This window comes from Blastococcus sp. KM273128, assembly GCF_021698975.1.
Taxonomy (GTDB): Bacteria; Actinomycetota; Actinomycetes; order Mycobacteriales; family Geodermatophilaceae; genus Blastococcus.
Genome location: NZ_SSXA01000041.1, coordinates 35,241 through 53,020, shown reverse-complemented (window position 1 = coordinate 53,020; position 17,780 = coordinate 35,241). Strand labels below are relative to the sequence as shown.

17 protein-coding genes and 1 pseudogene are annotated in these 17,780 nt (G+C 75.7%); 6 read left to right on the top strand and 12 right to left on the bottom strand.

Going from position 1 to position 17,780, the window contains the following annotated elements:
- Together E9529_RS13100 and E9529_RS13095 are read left to right on the top strand one after the other, a co-directional pair.
- On the top strand, positions 1 to 453 hold a 453-nt coding region (locus tag E9529_RS13100), incomplete at its 5' end, for a hypothetical protein (protein ID WP_236831597.1).
- A gap of 23 nt (positions 454 to 476) precedes the next feature.
- Complete coding sequence (locus tag E9529_RS13095) at positions 477 to 1,979, top strand: glycosyltransferase family 39 protein (RefSeq protein ID WP_236831596.1); 1,503 nt, start codon at positions 477 to 479, stop codon at positions 1,977 to 1,979.
- Here the strand turns inward: E9529_RS13095 and E9529_RS13090 are convergent, their stop codons facing one another.
- The 5 genes from E9529_RS13090 to dapE form a co-directional block, all read right to left on the bottom strand.
- Entirely contained in the window at positions 1,980 to 2,882 is a 903-nt protein-coding gene (locus tag E9529_RS13090; protein WP_236831595.1) for a DMT family transporter, read from the bottom strand. It abuts the gene before it with no gap.
- A 64-nt stretch (positions 2,883 to 2,946) separates the two neighbouring features.
- Positions 2,947 to 3,399 carry an SRPBCC family protein gene (locus tag E9529_RS13085; protein ID WP_236831594.1) on the bottom strand — a complete coding sequence of 151 codons (453 nt, stop codon included), beginning with the start codon at positions 3,397 to 3,399 and terminating at the stop codon, positions 2,947 to 2,949.
- Positions 3,392 to 3,760, bottom strand: a complete 369-nt coding sequence (locus tag E9529_RS13080) for a DivIVA domain-containing protein (RefSeq protein WP_236831593.1) — start codon at positions 3,758 to 3,760, stop codon at positions 3,392 to 3,394. The genes E9529_RS13085 and E9529_RS13080 overlap by 8 nt, the downstream gene beginning before the upstream one ends.
- A gap of 1 nt (position 3,761) precedes the next feature.
- Complete coding sequence (locus tag E9529_RS13075; RefSeq protein ID WP_236831592.1) at positions 3,762 to 4,592, bottom strand: TIGR00730 family Rossman fold protein; 831 nt, start codon at positions 4,590 to 4,592, stop codon at positions 3,762 to 3,764.
- Complete coding sequence (gene dapE / locus E9529_RS13070; protein ID WP_236831591.1) at positions 4,589 to 5,701, bottom strand: succinyl-diaminopimelate desuccinylase; 1,113 nt, start codon at positions 5,699 to 5,701, stop codon at positions 4,589 to 4,591. The genes E9529_RS13075 and dapE overlap by 4 nt, the downstream gene beginning before the upstream one ends.
- 104 nt (positions 5,702 to 5,805) lie before the next feature.
- Here dapE and dapD point away from each other — a divergent pair, with 104 nt between their 5' ends.
- Complete coding sequence (gene dapD, locus E9529_RS13065) at positions 5,806 to 6,786, top strand: 2,3,4,5-tetrahydropyridine-2,6-dicarboxylate N-succinyltransferase (protein WP_236831590.1); 981 nt, start codon at positions 5,806 to 5,808, stop codon at positions 6,784 to 6,786.
- A 15-nt stretch (positions 6,787 to 6,801) separates the two neighbouring features.
- Here the strand turns inward: dapD and E9529_RS13060 are convergent.
- Positions 6,802 to 7,695: pseudogene (locus E9529_RS13060) on the bottom strand (alpha/beta fold hydrolase); the annotation flags it as partial.
- Positions 7,696 to 8,046: 351 nt separating this feature from the next.
- Between E9529_RS13060 and E9529_RS22100 the strand changes: the two are divergent.
- Positions 8,047 to 8,709 (top strand): hypothetical protein, encoded by a 663-nt coding sequence (locus E9529_RS22100; protein ID WP_255708992.1) that lies wholly within the window; start codon positions 8,047 to 8,049, stop codon positions 8,707 to 8,709.
- A 92-nt stretch (positions 8,710 to 8,801) separates the two neighbouring features.
- Here the strand turns inward: E9529_RS22100 and dapC are convergent, their stop codons facing one another.
- A complete protein-coding gene (gene dapC / locus E9529_RS13050; RefSeq protein ID WP_304505642.1) occupies positions 8,802 to 9,890 on the bottom strand; it encodes a succinyldiaminopimelate transaminase in 1,089 nt (362 codons plus the stop codon).
- Between the two features lie 29 nt (positions 9,891 to 9,919).
- Entirely contained in the window at positions 9,920 to 10,246 is a 327-nt protein-coding gene (fdxA, locus tag E9529_RS13045) for a ferredoxin (RefSeq protein ID WP_012947287.1), read from the bottom strand.
- A gap of 211 nt (positions 10,247 to 10,457) precedes the next feature.
- Between fdxA and E9529_RS13040 the strand changes: the two genes are divergently transcribed.
- Together E9529_RS13040 and E9529_RS13035 are read left to right on the top strand one after the other, a co-directional pair.
- Positions 10,458 to 13,304 carry an EAL domain-containing protein gene (locus E9529_RS13040; RefSeq protein ID WP_236831589.1) on the top strand — a complete coding sequence of 949 codons (2,847 nt, stop codon included), beginning with the start codon at positions 10,458 to 10,460 and terminating at the stop codon, positions 13,302 to 13,304.
- A 48-nt stretch (positions 13,305 to 13,352) separates the two neighbouring features.
- Positions 13,353 to 14,105, top strand: a complete 753-nt coding sequence (locus E9529_RS13035) for a GNAT family N-acetyltransferase (RefSeq protein ID WP_236831588.1) — start codon at positions 13,353 to 13,355, stop codon at positions 14,103 to 14,105.
- Here the strand turns inward: E9529_RS13035 and E9529_RS13030 are convergent.
- The 4 genes from E9529_RS13030 to E9529_RS13015 form a co-directional block, all read right to left on the bottom strand.
- Entirely contained in the window at positions 14,059 to 14,487 is a 429-nt protein-coding gene (locus E9529_RS13030; protein ID WP_236831587.1) for a hypothetical protein, read from the bottom strand. The two genes, E9529_RS13035 and E9529_RS13030, sit on opposite strands and share 47 nt — an antisense overlap.
- Entirely contained in the window at positions 14,484 to 15,377 is an 894-nt protein-coding gene (gene mshB / locus E9529_RS13025) for an N-acetyl-1-D-myo-inositol-2-amino-2-deoxy-alpha-D-glucopyranoside deacetylase (protein ID WP_236831586.1), read from the bottom strand. Before mshB ends, E9529_RS13030 begins: the two co-directional genes overlap by 4 nt.
- A gap of 118 nt (positions 15,378 to 15,495) precedes the next feature.
- Positions 15,496 to 16,554 (bottom strand): ABC transporter ATP-binding protein, encoded by a 1,059-nt coding sequence (locus E9529_RS13020; protein WP_236831585.1) that lies wholly within the window; start codon positions 16,552 to 16,554, stop codon positions 15,496 to 15,498.
- Positions 16,551 to 17,663, bottom strand: a complete 1,113-nt coding sequence (locus E9529_RS13015; protein ID WP_236831584.1) for an ABC transporter ATP-binding protein — start codon at positions 17,661 to 17,663, stop codon at positions 16,551 to 16,553. The genes E9529_RS13020 and E9529_RS13015 overlap by 4 nt, the downstream gene beginning before the upstream one ends.
- Between the last annotated feature and the right edge of the window lie 117 nt (positions 17,664 to 17,780).

The following is a 17,780-nucleotide window of genomic DNA, read 5'->3' as shown; positions in this document are numbered from 1 at the left end:
GAACCACAGCGCCCAGGACCCGAGCGGGACCCGATCGCCGGCCCCTGGTGGCGGTGGCTCTTCCTGGTGCCGGGGTTCGCCGCCGTCGGCTGGGGCGTCATCGGGCTGCTCGGGGCCGGCGATCGGGTCCCGCTCGGGTCCTGGGCGCTGTGGTTCCTCGGCAGCGCGCTGCTGCACGACCTCGTCATCGCGCCGCTGGTCGTCCTGGCAGGGTTCCTGGTCAACCGGTTCCTCCCGCGGCCCGCGCGGGCACCGGTGGCCGTCGGGCTCGTGGTTGCCGGGTCGCTCGTCGCGGTGGGCCTGGTGTTCGCCGTGGACCCGGGCGACGTACAGGAGCCGGGCTTCCTGCCGCAGGACGCCTACGGGCTGAACCTGCTGCTCGTCGTCGCCGGGGTGCTGGCGGTCGCCGCCGTCTGGGCGGTCGTGCGGACGCGGCGGACCCGCCGCGGCTGACCTCCGGGCGCTACCGTCCGCCGGTGGCCGTCCGGACCGCTGAGCCCACGCCCACCCCGGTGCGGCCCGCGCTGCACCGGGGCCCGCTGCTCGCCCTCGCCGCCGGTGTGGCCGCGCTGCTGCTGGCGCTGGCCGGGCGCTACGGCTACCACCGCGACGAGCTGTACTTCCTCCGCGCCGGGCGGGAGGCAGCCCTCGGCTACGTCGACCAGCCACCGCTCACCCCGCTCCTCGCCGCCGCGGTGGACACCCTCGCCCCCGGCTCGCTGACCGTGCTGCGGTTCCCGTCGGCGCTGGCGGCCGGCGCCGTCGTCGTGCTCACCGGCCTGCTCGCCCGCGAGTTCGGCGGCGGCCGGGGTGCCCAGCTGTTCGCGGCCGCCTGCGTGGCGGTCTCCTCGATCCTGCTGGCCGTCGGCCACCTGCTGTCGACGACGACGTTCGACCTGCTGTTCTGGGCCCTGCTGTCGTGGCTGCTCGTGCGGGCGCTGCGCGACGGCGGCGTGGTCTGGCTGGTCGCCGGGGCGGTCGCCGGCCTGGCGCTGCAGAACAAGGTGCAGCCGGCGTTCCTGCTGGCGGCCGTGGTCCTCGGGCTGCTGCTCGTCGGCCCGCGATCGGTGTTCCGCTCCCCCTGGCCGTGGGCCGGCGGGGCGCTCGCGCTGGCGGTCTGGGCGCCCAACCTGGTCTGGCAGGCGGTGCACGGCTGGCCGCAGCTGGCGCTGGCGGAGGCCATCGCCGCGGGCGGCTCGGGCACCAGCGAGCCCTGGTACCTCTTCCTGCCCTTCCAGCTCGTGCTGGTCAGCCCGGTGCTCTTCCCGGTCTGGATGGCGGGGTGGTGGCGGCTGCTGCGCGACCCCGCGCTGGCGCGGTGGCGGTGCTTCGCCGTCGCCTACGCCGTCCTCGCCGTGCTGTTCCTCGTCACCGGCGGCAAGCCGTACTACCTGGCGGGCCTCTACCCGCTGCTGCTGGCGGCCGGCGCGGACCCGGCGCTGGCCTGGGCCCGCCGCGGCGGGGCCCGGGCCCGGCGCGTCCTCGTCCCCGCGCTGGCGCTGAGCCTGGCCGCCTCCGCGGTGCTCATGCTGCCCGTGCTCCCGGTCCGCTGGCTGCCGGCCACACCCGTGCCGGCGGTGAACTACGACGCCGGGGAGACCGTCGGCTGGCCGCGGTTCGCCGCCGCCGTGCAGCGGGCGCGGGCCGGGCTGCCCGCCGGGGCGGAGGTCGTCGTCCTCACCGGCAACTACGGCGAGGCCGGCGCCGTCGACCGGTTCGCCCCCGGCCTGGGGCCCGCCTACAGCGGGCACAACTCGTACTGGACGTGGGGCCCGCCACCGGAGGCCGCCGACGCCGCGGTGGTGGTCGGGCTGCCGCCGGAGGAGCTGACGCGCTGGTTCGGCGAGGTCCGGCCGGCCGGCCGCGTCGACAACGGGGTGGGGCTGGACAACGACGAGCAGGGCCGCACGATCTGGCTGGCGAGCGACCGGCGGCTGCCCTGGGCGCAGATCTGGCCGCGGCTGCGCCGGCTGGGCTGACTACCGGACGGACGAGTCCACCGCCGCCACGCTCGGCTCCGGGCGCGGGTCGCTGCGCCGCGTGGCCAGCACGCACCCGACCAGCACCAGCGGCAGGCCGACGGCGATGCCGAGGGTGAACGGCTCACCGAGCAGCAGCACGCCGAGCAGCACCGCGACGACCGGGTTGACGAAGGTGATGACCAGCGCCCGCTGCGGCCCGACCTCGCGGATCAGGGCGAAGAAGAGCGCCAGCGCCACCGCGGTGCACAGCACGCCGAGTGTCAGCAGCGACACCCGCGCCTGGGGCGACGCCGACGTCACCTCACCCAGCCGCGGGACGGCGAACGGCGCGTAGACCACCGCGGTGACGAGCAGCGCGATCGAGCTCGCCGCCACCCCGGGCACCTCGGGCAGCGCGCGGCTGACCACCAGCGGCGCCGTCGCGTACCCCAGGACCACCAGCCCGACAGCGGCGAGCGGGAGCAGCCCGGCGCCGTCCAGGTCCAGGCCGAGCAGGGCGGCGATGCCGACGACGCCGAGGCCCATGCCGGCCAGCCGCACCGGGGTGAGCCGCTCCTCCTCGCCCGCGAGCCGGGCGGCCAGCGCGGCCACGAACGGCACCGCGGCCACCAGCAGCCCGGTGAGCGAGCTCGACAGCGTCTGCTCGGCGTAGGAGAGCAGCAGCCAGGGTCCGGTCATCTCGAGCGCGGTGAACAGCAGCAGCGCCTTCCAGTGCCGCAGCGCCGGTCGCAGCTGCCCGCGCGCCAGCGTCCAGGGCACCAGCAGCGCCGCGCCGACGACGCAGCGGGCGAACACCACCGCGACCGGCGGCACCTCCCCGACGGCCACCTTGATGAGCAGGTAGGGCACGCCCCAGATGACCGACATGGCCAGGAACAGCAGCCACCCCCGCCGGCTCACGCCTCCGCCGTCCCCTCGCGCACGGGCACATCCTCACCGACGGCCGGCGCCGCGCGGCGGCAGGTCAGCGGGCGCGGGCGAACGCGGCGAAGCGCCGCAGCGACCAGCGGATGCCCAGCAGCGCGAACGGCCTGGCGACGACCCACCCGACGCGACCGACCACCCCGAAGGGCAGGTCGAGCCGCTCGGTCCAGACGAAGGTGCTCTGCTGACCCCGCGGCTCGATCTCGAAGATGCCCGGCCCGCGCACCAGCCGGCCGGTGTGCAGCACCTCGACCCGGCGCGGGGGGTCCCACGCGGTGATGACCATCGTGTCGAGGAACCCGAGCCGGGGCCGGCCCGGCACGGGCAGCCCGGTGCGGGCGGCCAGCCGGCCACCGACGCCCTGCGCCGGCCCGCCGACGGTCTCGACGTCGGTCGCGAGCATCCACTCGCCCTGGCTCGTCCAGTCGGTGAGCGCCGCCCACACCCGCTCGGGCGGCGCCGCCACCTCCACCCGCTCCACCAGCTCAGGCACCCTGCATCCCCTCCCGTTCGGCCGGCGCGGCGCCGGGCTCGGCCGGCACTCCCTGCCGGTCGCGTGCGGCCAGCTCGGCGCGCAGCGCCGCGATCTCGGCGTCCCGTTCGTCCAGCGTCTGCGCCAGCTGGTCGAGCAGCCAGTCCACCTCGACCATCCGGTAGCCGCGGGCGGTCACCGCGATCCGCACCCCGCGGAGGTCGTCGGCCACCACCGGCCGGTCCTCGGGGAGCTCGACCGGCGACCGGTCGGGATCGGCCGGCGGCTGGGTCTCCCCGCGGCCGAGGACCAGCGAGGCGACGAGGAACAGCGCCCCGCCGACGAGCAGCGCGGCCACCACGAACAGGACGAAGGAGAGCACCTCAGGCGTCCGACGGGCCGGTCGCTGCGGCGCGCATCCCCCCGCCGTTGTCGCCGGCCGCCCGCGCCTTCTCCGCCTCCTCGACGATCGCCACGATCTCGGCGATGTCGTCGGTGCAGTGCAGCAGGTCCACATCACCGGGGCTGATGGCGCCGTGCCCGGCCATCGTGGTGCGCACCCAGTCGATCAGGCCGCCCCAGTACTCCGTGCCGTAGAGGATCACCGGGAAGCGGGTCACCTTGCGGGTCTGGACGAGGGTGAGCGCCTCGAACAGCTCGTCGAGCGTGCCGAAACCGCCCGGGAGGATCACGAACGCCTGCGCGTACTTCACGAACATCGTCTTGCGCACGAAGAAGTAGCGGAACGAGATGCCGACGTCGACCCACTCGTTGAGCTCCTGCTCGAACGGCAGCTCGATGCCCAGCCCGACCGAGAGGCCGCCGGCCTCCGAGGCGCCGCGGTTGGCCGCCTCCATCGCCCCCGGCCCACCACCGGTGATGACAGCGTACCCGGCGCGGGAGAGGGCGGCGCCGATCTCCACGCCCGCGGCGTAGTGCGGGTGGTCCCGCGGGGTGCGGGCGCTGCCGAACACGCTGACCGCGCGGGGCAGCTCGGCGAGCAGGCCGAAGCCCTCGACGAACTCGCTCTGGATCCTCAGCACGCGCCACGGGTCGGTGTGCACCCAGTCCGTGGGACCCCGCCGGTCCAGCAGCCGCTGGTCGGTGGTGCTGCCCTGGGCCTGCGGGTCGGGCTCGCCGCCGCGCAGCACGATCGGCCCGCGGTGGCGGGTCGGGCGCGGGCGCCGGCCCTCCGGCGGTGGCGTGGCGGTCATGCGGTCCTCCCGGACAGGTAGGCGGTGAGGGCGTCGACGGCGGGCTGGAGCCGGTCGACCCGGACGTGCTCCTCCCGGGTGTGCGCCAGCTGCGGGTCCCCCGGGCCGTAGTTGACCGCCGGGATGCCGAAGGCGGCGAACCGGGCGACGTCGGTCCAGCCCAGCTTGGCCCGGGCCGGGCGGCCCACGGCGGCGACGAAGGCGGCGGCGGCCGGCTCGGCGAGCCCGGGCAGCGCGCCCCCGGCGTTGTCGACGACGGTCAGCGTCGCGCCGGCCGCGACCGCGTCGGCGAACACCTCGCGGACGTGCGCCTCCGCGGCGTCCTCGTCGCGGTCGGGCGCGTAGCGGAAGTTGACCGTCAGCGCGGCCTCGTCGGGGATCACGTTCCCCGCGACCCCGCCGGAGATGCCGACGGCGTTGAGCCCCTCGCGGTAGGTGCAGCCGTCGATCTCGACCTCGCGCGGCCGGTAGGCGGCGAGCGCGGACAGCGCCCCGGCGAGCCCGTGGACGGCGTTCTCGCCCAGCCAGCTGCGGGCGCTGTGCGCGCGGCGGCCCCGGGTCGCCAGCACCGCGCGCAGCGTGCCCTGGCAGCCGGCCTCGATCTCGCCGTCGGTCGGCTCCAGCAGGATCGCGAGGTCGCCGTAGAGCCAGCCGCGCCGCTCGCGGGCCACCCGGCCGAGCCCGTTCTTGACGGCCTCGACCTCCTCGTTGTCGTAGAAGACGAACGTGAGGTCGTGCGCCGGCTCCGCGCCGGGGACGCCGAAGACCGCGGCCAGCCGCAGCATCACCGCGTCACCGGCCTTCATGTCGCTGGTGCCGCAGCCGTAGAGGCGGCCGGCGGCCTCGTCGAGCCGGCTGGGCACGTTGTCCGCGATGGGCACGGTGTCCAGGTGCCCGGCGAGGACGACCCGCGTCGGCCGGCCGAGGTTGGTGCGGGCGAGCACGGCGTCGCCGACCCGCTCGACCTCCAGCCCGCCCAGCGCGCGCAGCGCCGCCTCGACCGCGTCGGCCAGCGCCGTCTCGCTCCCCGACACCGAGGGCGCGTCGACCAGGGCGCGGGTCAGCGCGAGGACGTCGGCGGACAGGTCGAGCTGCGGCGCGGTGCTCACGGCTGCCGAGCTTATGGCCCACCTGCCGCCCCGGCCCTGCGGCCAGGCCGTTCCAGCCCCCTCCGACCGCCCCGCCGCGGAACGGCCTCGGTAGCGTTCCCGGCGTGACTGACGCCGCGCCCGCCCCCGTCTCCGCCGTCGCCACCGGTCTGGCGACCGTCACGCCCTCGGGCACCGTGCTGGACACCTGGTACCCCGAGCCCCGGCTGGGCGCGCCCGCCGACGCGGCCACGGGCAGCACCCGGCTCGGCGCGCTGGAGCTCTCCGGCGAGCTCGGCCCCGACTACGGCGGCCTGGTGCGCCGCGACGAGCCCCGCGGCGTCGAGGTCATCGCCGTCCGCACCGTCATCGCCGACCTCGCCCAGCCGCCGGTGGACACCCACGACGTCTGGCTGCGGCTGCACCTGCTCTCGCACCGGCTGATCCAGCCGCACGGGGCGGACATGACCGGGGTGTTCAAGCTGCTCACCAACGTCGCGTGGACCAGCGCCGGGCCGGTCGAGGCCGCGACCTTCAACGCCCACCGGCTGCGGGCCGCCGTGGGTCACGTGACCGTCTTCGGCGTCGACAAGTTCCCGCGGATGGTCGACTACGTCATCCCCTCCGGCGTGCGCATCGCCGACGCCGACCGGGTGCGCCTGGGCGCCCACCTGGCCGAGGGGACGACGGTCATGCACGAGGGCTTCGTCAACTACAACGCCGGCACGCTGGGGCCCTCGATGGTCGAGGGCCGGATCAGCGCGGGCGTGGTCGTCGGCGCCGACAGCGACATCGGCGGCGGCGCCTCGATCATGGGAACGCTCTCCGGCGGCGGCAAGCAGGTCATCTCCATCGGCAGCGGCTGCCTGCTGGGCGCCAACGCCGGCATCGGGATCTCGCTGGGCGACGGCTGCGTCGTCGAGGCCGGGTGCTACGTCACCGCCGGCGCCCGCGTGGCCCTCCCCGACGGCTCGACGGTGAAGGCGGCGGAGCTCTCCGGCCGCGACGGACTGCTCTTCCGGCGCAACAGCGTGAGCGGTGCGCTGGAGGCCCTGCCCCGCGACGGCGACTGGGGCGCCCTCAACGCCGAGCTGCACGCGAACTGACCCCGGCATAGGCCGTCAGCGGGGGCCGGTCGACGTCTCCGCGGCGCCGAGGTGCTCGAGCAGGGCCACCACGAACTTCTGCGGCCGCTCGACGTGCGGCGAGTGCCCGACCCCGGGCAGCACGACCTCGCGGTAGCCGCCCCCGGCCGCGGCGTAGCGCTCCAGCACTGCGCGGGTCTGGGCGACCATCGGCTGCGGCGGGCAGACCTCCGCCCCCGGCCAGCCCGGCACCGCCCCCAGCTGCCCGAGGTGGGCCAGGTCGAACAGCGACGTGTCCGACACGATCGCGTCGGCGTCCCCGCGGACCCACAGCACCGGCGGCTTCCCGGCCAGCGCGTCGATGCCCGAGACGTCCAGGACCGTCGGCGCCATCGTGTTCAGCACGCCGCGCTCCCCCGGGGCCACGCCCGGCCAGGTGGGGCTGGCAGCGGAGTCGCCCGGGTAGTGGTCGGGGCCGGTGCGGGTGGAGAGCATCGAGGCGACGAAGAGGTCCTCCAGCGCCGGGTCCAGCGGCAGCGAGCCGGGCGCCACGTAGAACGACCGCAGGATCGACCGCGGGCTGGTCGGGCTGCCGTCCCCGGTGTCGCCGGCCGCGAGCGCGGCGACGAACTCGGGGTTGGCCGCGCCGCCACCGGAGCCCGCGCCGTCCTCGGCGAGGCGGCGCCCCTCCGGTCCGGCGGTGCCACCGAAGCCGTAGGGCGAGACCGGGGCCACCAGCGCCACCGAGGCGACCCGCTCGGGGGCGTCGAGCAGGTGCTGGAGGACGACGGCCGCGCCCATGCTCCAGCCGACCAGGTGCACCCGCCCGATGCCGAGGGCCTCGACCAGCGCTGCGACGTCGTCGGCCCAGTCGCGCACCCCCCCGGCGCGCGTCGACGGGCAGCGGATCCGTGTCGCCGTACCCGCGCAGGTCCACCGCCAGCGGCCGCAGGCCCGCCTCCTCGGCCAGCGCCAGCAGCGGCTGCTGCCAGAACAGCGCGGAGCTCACGTTGCCGTGCACGAAGAGCACGACCTCGCCGCCGCCGAGGGCGTCCGGCGGCACGGTGGACGGGTGCAGCACGTTCTGGGTCAGGCGCGGGGTGACCACCCGCGTGGCGGTGATCCCGGGCAGCAGGGTGTCGGCCATGGCTCCTCCTCGACGGCGGGCACACGCTAGCGGCGCGAGGCTCCTGCAGGTGGCGGTTCCGCCGTCCCCGGGCAGATCGCTGAGGGTGCCGCGTCCAGGGAACGGCCAGCTCCGCCGCCTACAGTCGGGGAGCCATGACCAGCACCCGCACCGCGACGCACCACGCCGCTGCCCGGGGTCGCAGCACGTCCCGCCGCCCGGCGAACCGGCGCCGGCGCCCGGTCCGCCGCCCGGCCCCCGGGAGCGCCCGCCGCCCGCGCGGGAAGCGCGGACCCGGCGTGCTCCGCTGGTGGCCGGCGCTGCTGGTCGGGGCGGCGATCTTCGCCGCGGTGGCCTGGCGGGCCGACCTCGCCGTCCAGCTCCCCACCTCGGGCGGCTGCACCCTGCCGGCCTCGTCGGTGACCCTCTCCGCCGACCAGATGCAGAACGCGGCGACCATCGCGCAGGTGGGCTACGACCGCGGGCTGCCGGAGCGGGCGGTCGTCATCGCGCTCGCGACGGCGATGCAGGAGTCGACCATGCGCAACCTCGACCACGGCGACCGGGACTCGCTCGGGCTGTTCCAGCAGCGCCCCTCGCAGGGCTGGGGCACGCCGGAGCAGGTGCAGGACCCGGTCTACGCGGCCGGCCGGTTCTACGACCACCTCGTCGAGGTCCCCGGCTGGGAGACCGGCCGGCTCACCGAGGTCGCGCAGGCCGTGCAGCGCTCCGGATTTCCCGAGCACTACCAGAAGCACGAGGCGATGGCCCAGGAGCTGACCGCCGTGCTGATCGTCGGTGCGCCCGACTGCGCCTGAGCCACAGGGCACCCGCACCGTTGACCGCAGCAGGCCCGGGAACGGGCTGGTTCTGCGCCTCAGCCGTGCAACGGTCGGCCCAGGCGGTCGGCTCAGGCGGTCAGGCGCTCGACCGCCGCGTCGATCCGCTCGTCCGCCGCCGTCAGCGCCATCCGCACGTGCTGCGCCCCGGCAGGGCCGTAGAAGCTGCCGGGGGCGGCGACGATCCCCAGGCCCGCCAGCCGGTCGATCGTGGCCCAGCAGTCCTCGTCACGGGTGATCCAGAGGTAGAGGCCCGCCTCGGAGTGGTCGATCCGCATCCCGGCCGCGCGCACCGCGCTTGCCAGCCGCTCCCGCCGACGGCGGTACCGCTCGCGCTGCTCGTCGACGTGCGCGTCGTCGGCCAGCGCGGCCGCCATCGCGGCCTGGACCGGCCCGGGCACCAGCAGCCCGAGGTGGCGGCGCACCTCCCAGACCCGGCGCACCAGCTCCGGGTCACCGGAGAGCAGGCCGCCCCGGTAGCCGGCCGCCGTCGACTGCTTGGACAGCGAGTGCACCGCCAGCAGCCCGGCGTGGTCGGCGCCGGCGACGTCCGGGTGCAGGATCGAGCGGGGCTCCACGTCCCAGCCCAGGGTGATGTAGCACTCGTCGGCCACGACCGGCACGCCGTGCGCGCGGCCCCAGGCGACCCACGCCCGCAGCTGCTCGACGGTGAGCACCCGGCCGTGGGGGTTGCCCGGGGAGTTCAGCCAGACCAGGGAGATCCCGGCCGCGTCGGCCGGCGGCGTGTCGCTCCGGCGCACCGCGAGGCCGGCCAGCACCGCGCCGACCTCGTAGGTCGGGTAGGCGACCTCGGGCACCACCACGGTGCTCGCACCCCCCTGCAGCCCCAGCAGCGTGGGGAGCAGGGCGACGAGCTCCTTGGAGCCGACCGTGGGGATCAGCGAGGGCTGCGCGCCCAGCGGGTCGGCGACGTGCACGCCCAGCCGCCGCGCCAGCCAGCCCGCGGCGGCCGTGCGCAGCTGCGCGGTGCCCAGCGCGGTCGGGTAGCCCGGGGCGTCGGCCGCCCCGGCGAGCGCCTCGCGCAGGACCGCGGGCGTGCTGTCGACCGGCGTGCCGATCGACAGGTCGACGACGCCGCCGGGGTGCTGGGCGGCGCGCGCCCGGGCACCGGCCAGGGAGTCCCAGGGGAAGTCCGGCAGCGCCCGCGGCGCGCCGGGGACCGGAGCGGTCAGTGACCTTCGCCCTGGGGCGGGAGCGCGGCCACCAGCGGGTGGTCCTTGCCGATCTTCCCGGTCTTGGCAGCACCGCCCGGGCTGCCCAGGTCGGAGAAGAACTCCACGTTGGCGTTGTAGAAGTCCTTCCACTTGTCCGGGACGTCGTCCTCGTAGTAGATGGCCTCCACCGGGCACACCGGCTCGCAGGCGCCGCAGTCGACGCACTCGTCGGGGTGGATGTAGAGCATCCGGTCGCCCTCGTAGATGCAGTCCACCGGACACTCGTCGATGCACGCCTTGTCGAGCACGTCGACGCAGGCCTGGGTGATGACGTAGGTCACGGGGTTTCCCTCCCGGGGACGCTCGGGCGGCGCGCCGGCCGGGGCCGGTCGCGCCAGATGCCTCCCTAGTATCACCTCCGGCGCCGGTCACCGTGCCACGGGCCACCCGAGGGGCTCCCCCGCCCGGGGCAGCCGCCGGCGGAGGCCCCCCATCGGGGGGTGAGCGCCCACCAGGGCTCAAGCACCGGGCGGGGCCGCCGATCTCGACCTCGTGCCCGGGACGACGCAGGACGAGGCAGCGCCGCGGTTCGAGCCGCCGGCGTCGCCCTACGACGCCCACGCCGCCCTTGTCCACCTGCTGGGGCGGCTGCGCGCGTCCTCCGGGGCCACCCGCGTGTCGGTGTGGGTGCACGAGGCGACCACCGAGCTCGTCGTCCCGTTCCGGCAGTCCACCGCCGCCACCCGGGACCCGCTGCCCCTGCACCCGGCCCTGCGGACCCCTGCCCTCCTGCGCGACTCCCCCTTCCTCTCCGCCGTCGTCACCGGCCGCCGGGCCGTCGTCGCCCACGCCGACGGACGCCGCGCCGAGGACCGCCAGCTCGCCGAGGTCGGCCTCCGCTCGGGCCACGGCGAGCCGCTGCTGCTCGACGGGCAGGTCGTGGGCGTCCTGACCGTCGAGCCCGCCGCCGCCGCGGCCCCCCACCTGCTGCGCCAGGCAGCCCCCCGCATCGCCGTCGCGCTGGCCGGGGCGTGGGCACGGCGCGCCGAGCAGCGCCGCCTGGAGCAGGCCGGCGTCCTGCTCACGCTGATCGAGTCCGCCGCGCAGGCCCAGTCGATGGACCACCTGCTCGGCGCGGCCTGCCGCCAGCTGGCCGAGCTGGGGGAGGTGGAGCGCGCCTGCGTCTTCCTGCTCGAGGACGGCCGCCTGGTCCCCCGCATGGCCGCTTACGCCGACGGCCGGCGCGACCTCGCCACCTGGCGGCAGTTCCGCTCCGCGCCGGTGCCCCTGCAGCTCGCCGAGACGGTGCTGCGCACCGGGGCCCCGCTCACCGCCGATCGCGACTCCGATCTCGTGTCGGGCTGGTGGGTCGACTCCTTCCAGATCGCCTCCGCGCTCGCCGTCCCGCTGGGTCGCACCCCCGAGCTGGCCGGCGTCCTCACCCTGGACAGCACGCAGGTGCGGCCGTTCTCCGAGGACGTCCGCCGGCTGGCCGCCGCCGCCGGCGCGCACCTCGGGGGCGTCATCGAGCAGGCGCGCACCAGCCAGGCGCGGGCGGCCTCGCTCACCACCGCCCGCGTCGTCCGGCAGCTGCTCGTCGACGGCTCGGCGGTCACCGGCGCCGCGGCCGCCGCGGAGGTGCTGGCCCTGGCCGTCCAGCGGCTGGCCGGCACCGAGCGCAGCGCCGCCTACCTGGTCGACGCCGACGACCGCATCTCCGAGGTGCGGCACGTCGGCTGGCCGGACGAGCACAAGCAGGTCGTGCAGGCCCGGCTGGTCGGCCAGCCGGCGTCCGCCGTCCCCCTGTGGCGGCTGGCGACGGCGGAGCGGACCCCCGTCTTCGTCGAGGACGCCACCGCCACCGACCTGCTCGACCCCGAGCTGGTGCGGGCCCTGGGTCTGAGCTCCTACATCAGCGTGCCGCTCATGTCCCGCGACCGGCTGCTGGGGCTGGTGGTCACAGGATCGGTCGGCACCGCCCGCAGCTGGAGCCCCTCGGAGCGCGACGCCGTCCGGCAGGTCACCCTGGAGGGCGCCCTGGTCGTGGAGAACGCCGAGCTGCGCGCAGCGGAGCAGGAGCGCCTGGCCCAGCTGGCGGCGGAGGCGCACCACGACCCGCTGACCGGCCTGCCCAACCGCCGGAAGTTCATCGAGACGGTGGAGCAGACCGCCCGCGGCGACCGCGACCGGCGGTTCGCGCTGCTGATGGTCGACCTCGACCGGTTCAAGGAGATCAACGACAGCTTCGGGCACAGCGTCGGCGACGACCTGCTCTGCCTGGTCGGCCCCCGCCTGCAGCGCGCGCTGCGGCCCGGCGACCTGCTGGCCCGCATGGGCGGGGACGAGTTCGCCGTCCTGCTGCCCGACGCCGACGCCGACCGGGCGCGCGAGGTCGCCGACGGGCTGGGCACCGCGCTGCGCGAAGCGTTCGTCCTGGCCGGCATGTCGCTGCACGTGGACGCCAGCATCGGCATCGCCCTCTGCCCCGAGCACGGCCGCGACCGCTCGCTGCTGCTGGCCCGCGCGGACTCGGCGATGTACGCGGCGAAGCGCGGGCGCCTGGGCTACGACGTGTGGGCGCCCGACGGCACCCCGGCCACCCGCGACCGGCTGCAGACGCTGGAGCAGCTCCGCTCGGCCCTCGACGGCGACGAGCTCGTCAACCACTACCAGCCGCAGCTGGACCTGCGCACCGGGACCGTCGCCGGCCTCGAGGCGCTGGTCCGCTGGGACCACCCCGACCGGGGCCTGCTCTACCCCGACGTCTTCCTGCCGCTGGCCGAGCAGGCCGGGCTCATGCGCCGGCTGGCGCTTCGGGTGCTCGAGCACGCCCTGCGGGACCTGCGCACCTGGCGCACCCAGGGGCACGACCTGTCGGTCGCGGTGAACCTGTCGGTGTCCAACCTGCAGGACGTCGCGCTGCCCGAGCAGGTGCAGATGCTGCTGGAGGCCTGCTCGGTGCCGGCCGGCGCGCTGGTCCTCGAGATCACCGAGGACGTCCTGATGGCCGACGCCGCCCGCAGCCAGCAGGTGATGGCCGGGCTGCGGCGGCTGGGTGTGCGGCTGTCGGTGGACGACTACGGCACCGGGTACTCGTCGCTGTCGTACCTGCGCGCGCTGCCGGTGGACGAGCTGAAGCTCGACCGCAGCTTCGTCACCCACCTGACCTCCGACCCGCGGGCGGCGGCGATCGTGCGCAGCACCCTGCAGCTGAGCCGCGACCTCGGGATGGGCATGGTGGTCGAGGGCGTCGAGGACGCCGACGCCCTCGTCGCGCTGCGCGAGTGGGGCTGCGACGTCGCGCAGGGCTACCACATCTCCCGGCCCATGCCCGCCGAACGGGTGCTGGGCTGGCTGAACGCCCGCCCGCTGCCCGCGGCCGCCCCGCGGCGGGGCTGAGCAGGGGCGCCTCCGCTCCCGGCGGCGCGGCCCGCCATGATCGTCGCCGTGACCACCGCAGCCCCGACCCGGGTCGCCGAGCTGGAGCGCCTCGCCGCCCGCACCTGGCGGGGGCTGGAGGAGGAGCCCTACGGCGACTGGCTGCTGCGCGCCGGCGGCGGCTTCACCGGCCGGGCGAACTCGGTGCTGGTCACCGGAGACCCGCCGGAGGACCTGCGCTCGGCGGTCGTCGGCGTGACCGGCTGGTACGCCGACCGGGGGCTGCGCGCGTGCGCCGCCGTCCCGGTCCCCGGGGGCGAGGAGGTCGACGCCGCGTTCGCCGCCGCGGGGTGGACCCGCGACGAGGACGTCCTGGTGCTCGTCGGGCCGGCCGGTCCCTGGCCCGGCGCCGGCGTCCCGGTGCTGCTCGACGACGCCCCCGACGAGGTGTGGCTGGCCGGCTACCGGCACCGCGGCGCGCCGCTGCCCGCCACCGCGGCAGCGGTCCTCCGCAACGCCGAGCGACCGCTGTTCGCCTCCGTCCGGCCCGACCCCGCGGCCGACCGGCCGGCCGCGGTGGCGCGCGGCGTCGTCGACGACGGCTGGCTCGTGGTCAGCGCGGTGACCGTCGACGAGCGCTACCGGCGGCGCGGCCTGGCGACGGCGGTGATGGCGGCGCTGGCCACCGAGGGCCGCGCCCGCGGGGCGACGTCCTGCCTGCTGCAGGTGACCGCGTCCAACGCCCCGGCGCTGACCCTCTACGCCCGGATGGGGTTCACCGAGCACCACCGCTACCACTACCGGTGGGCCCCGCGGGGCTGACCCGGCGGGTGGGGGTGCCCAACGCCAGCCCCAGGGCCAGCGCCGCGGCCAGCACCCCCAGCAGCAGGAACGCGGTGCTCACCAGGCCGAGCGGACCCCCGGAGACCAGCAGCAGGTCACCCTCGGGGCGCTGCACCATGGCCGCGACCGCGACGGCCAGCCAGGTGACCGCCGGGAGGGCGGCGACCACCTTGGAGCCGCTGAGCCGGAGCGCGGCCGACACCAGCAGCAGGTTGCCGGCCACCGCGGCCACCACCGAGACCGGCACCAGCACGCCCCCGACCCGCAGCGGCAGCCAGAGCACCTCGACGACGGCCAGCCACCCGGCGACGAGGACGGCGGCGACGCCCAGGCCCACCGTGACCGGCCCGCGGCGCCTCACCCCTCGAGACCGGCGAAGAGGTCGTCCTCCCGGCCGTCGGGCCCGGCGGCCGGGCCGCGCTCGCCCGCGACCAGGCGGTAGTACTCGACGCCGAGCACCTCCTGGCCGAGGTTGTTCGACAGCGCGAAGAACGGGCCGTCGACGGTGATCTGGGTGGGGTGGGCGCGCATGGCGGCGTCCTTGCGCCCGGCGTAGGCCCGGGCGTCCACCGCGCAGGAAACCACCTCGTCGGGCACCACGAAGGGGATGTCGTCGACCTCGCCCAGCCCCTCGAACGGGGATGCCTCGCCGAGGGCCGCCATGGCCTCGATGCCCTCGCGCACCACCGATCGGGGCATCGCGTTCCAGTAGACCTTCGCCACCTGCCAGGCGGCGCCGAGGTCGGGGCGGTAGCCCGGGTCCGCCGCGGCCTCCACCGCCCGCATCGCCACCCGGTGCGCCTGGATGTGGTCGGGGTGGCCGTAGCCGCCGAACTCGTCGTAGGTGACGACGACCTGCGGGCGGACCTCCCGGACGACGGCGACGGCGTGCGCCACCGCCTCGTCGAGGTCGGCGTTCCAGAAGGCGCGCGGGTGCTCGTTCGCCGGGGTGCCCATCATCCCGGAGTCGCGGTAGCGCCCGGCCCCGCCGAGGAAGCGGAAGTCCTCGACGCCGAGGGCCGCCATCGCCCCGCGCAGCTCCCAGACGCGGTAGCCGCCGAGCTGGTCGGCCTGGTCGGCGGCGAGCTGGGCGAGCTCGGGGACCAGGATCTCGCCCTCCTCGCCCAGCGTGCAGGTGAGCAGGGTGACGCCGACGCCCTCGGCGACGTAGCGCGCCATCGTGGCCCCGTTGCCGATCGTCTCGTCGTCGGGGTGCGCGTGGACGAGGAGCAGGCGTCGATCGGCGGTCACGGTCGCCCATTCTCCCTGAGGCGGCGCGCGGCGCGAGCGGGGCCGGGGCCCGCCGCGCACGGTGGGGCGGGCGCGCCGGGACCACGCCGGTCGCACTGCCGCCCGGACGACCGCGAAGTCACAGAACCCGGCGGGCCTCGGCGTAGTGGCAGGCGTTCAGGTGTCCGGCGCCCCGGTCCGCCAAGGCCGGGTCCACGTCGATGCACGTCTGGCGCTGGGTGTCGGAGAGTTCGCTGGCGAACTTCTGGCACCGCGTCCGGAAGTGGCATCCCGACGGGGGGTTGGCCGGACTGGGGACGTCGCCGGAGATGATGATGCGCTGTCGCGCCCGCTCCCGGCGGGGGTCGGGGAGCGGGATCGCTGAAAGCAGCGCCTGCGTGTACGGGTGGACAGGCCGCTCGAAGAGCTCGTCACGCTCGGCGATCTCGACGATCCGGCCCAGATACATGACCGCGACCCGGTCGGAGATGTGCCGGACGACCGACAGGTCGTGGGCGATGAAGAGATAGGACAGCTGCAGCCGGTCCTTCAGGTCCTCGAGCAGGTTGATGACGCCGGCCTGAATCGAGACGTCCAGAGCGCTCACCGGTTCGTCGAGCACCAGCACCTTAGGTTCGAGGGCCAGGGCGCGCGCGATGCCGATGCGCTGGCGCTGGCCGCCGGAGAAATCGGCCGGGTACCGGTTGGTGTGCTCGGGATTCAGCCCGACGAGCCGCACCAGTTCCTCGACCCGCTCCCGGACGGCGGCCTCGCCCGTGACCACGCCATGGATGAGCAGCGGCTCGGCGATGATGTCGAACACCGGCAGGCGGGGGCTGAGCGAAGCGTACGGGTCCTGGAACACGATCTGGATGTCCCGGCGCAGCGGGCGCATCTTCTTGCGGCCAAGCCCGACGATCTCCTTGCCCTGGAAGACCACCGAGCCGCTCGTGGCCGGCTGGAGGTTGAGGATGGCGCGCCCGGTGGTGGACTTGCCGCATCCGGACTCTCCGACGAGTCCGAGGACCTCGCCGGAGTAGAGGTCGAGGTCGATTCCATCGACGGCGCGCACGGCGCCGACGTTGCGCCGGAGCATGCCTCCGGTGATCGGGAAGTGCTTGACCAGGCCGCGCACGGACAGGATGGGTTCCCCCTGCTGCCCGGCTGCGCGGGGGCGGTCGGCCGTGGGGGCGGTCACGGGCGGTCTCCTCGGGGGGTGGTGACGGTTCCGGTCTCGCCGCCGCGCCCTGCCGTCGGCTCGGTCTGCGAGGGCGGCGGCGGGCCGGCCGGCTCGTCGCCCCCGTGCGCAGCGGCCGGGGTAGCCGCGGCCTGGTCGCCCAGCAGCGTGTCGGTGACACCCGCCTCGAAGACCTCGGCAGCATGGCCGTGAGCCTCGGCGACCAGGTCCGTGCGGATGCAGGCGGCGGTGTGGCTGGGCCCGACCTCGAACAGAGGAGGCTCCTCCAGGTCGCAGGCGGGGACGTGAAGCGGGCACCGCGGCGCGAAGGGGCAGCCGGGAGGCATGTTCAGCAACGACGGCGGAGCGCCGACGATCGGCGTCAGCCGCTCGCGGGTGGTGCTGTCCAGGCGCGGCAGGGAGCCGAGCAGCCCGAGCGTGTACGGCATCCGCGGCTCGTAGTAAATGTCCTCGACGCCGCCGACCTCGATCGGCCGCCCGGCGTACATGACGAGAACGCGGTCGGCGATGCCGGCGACCACGCCCAGGTCGTGGGTGATCAGCACCATCGCGGCCCCGGTCTCCTCCAGCGCCGTTCCCAGCACCTCGAGAATCTGCGCCTGCACCGTGACGTCCAGCGCGGTGGTGGGCTCGTCGGCGATGATCACGTCCGGCTGGTTCGCCATGGCGATCGCGATGACGACGCGCTGGCGCATGCCGCCAGAGAACGAGTGGGGATACGCCCGCACCCGCTCCTCGGCCTGCGGGATGCCGACCAGCTCCAGGAGCTCCACGGCCCGGGCGGTGGCCGCCTTGCGGGAGAGGTTGCGGTCGTGGATCCGGAGCGTCTCCTCGATCTGGTCGCCCACCTTGTAGACCGGGTCCAGGGACGTCATCGGGTCCTGGAAGATCATGGAGATGCCCGAGCCGCGCAGGAGCGACATGTCCTTGTCTCGCAGGCCGAGCAATTCCTCGCCCCTGTAGCGCACCGAGCCGGTGACCCGCGCGGATGCCGGCAGGAGGCCCATGACGGCCAGCGAGGTGACCGACTTGCCCGAGCCAGATTCTCCCACGATGCCGAGCACCTCGCCGGGACGGAGCGTGTAGTCCACGCCGCGGACGGCGTGCACCAGACCGTCCTCGGTTGGGAACCGGACGTTCAGGTCGCGAACCTCGAGCAGTAGGTCGGACGACGATCGTGCGGCGGGATCGGCGGCAGCCCCCCGACCGGAGGAGAGAACGTCGTA

Excerpts from the sequence above, each read along its gene's own strand:
- E9529_RS13075 (WP_236831592.1), bottom strand. The coding sequence starts at position 4,592 with ATGACCGCCACGCCACCGCCGGAGGGCCGGCGCCCGCGCCCGACCCGC.
- E9529_RS22100 (WP_255708992.1), top strand. The coding sequence starts at position 8,047 with ATGACCAGCACCCGCACCGCGACGCACCACGCCGCTGCCCGGGGTCGC.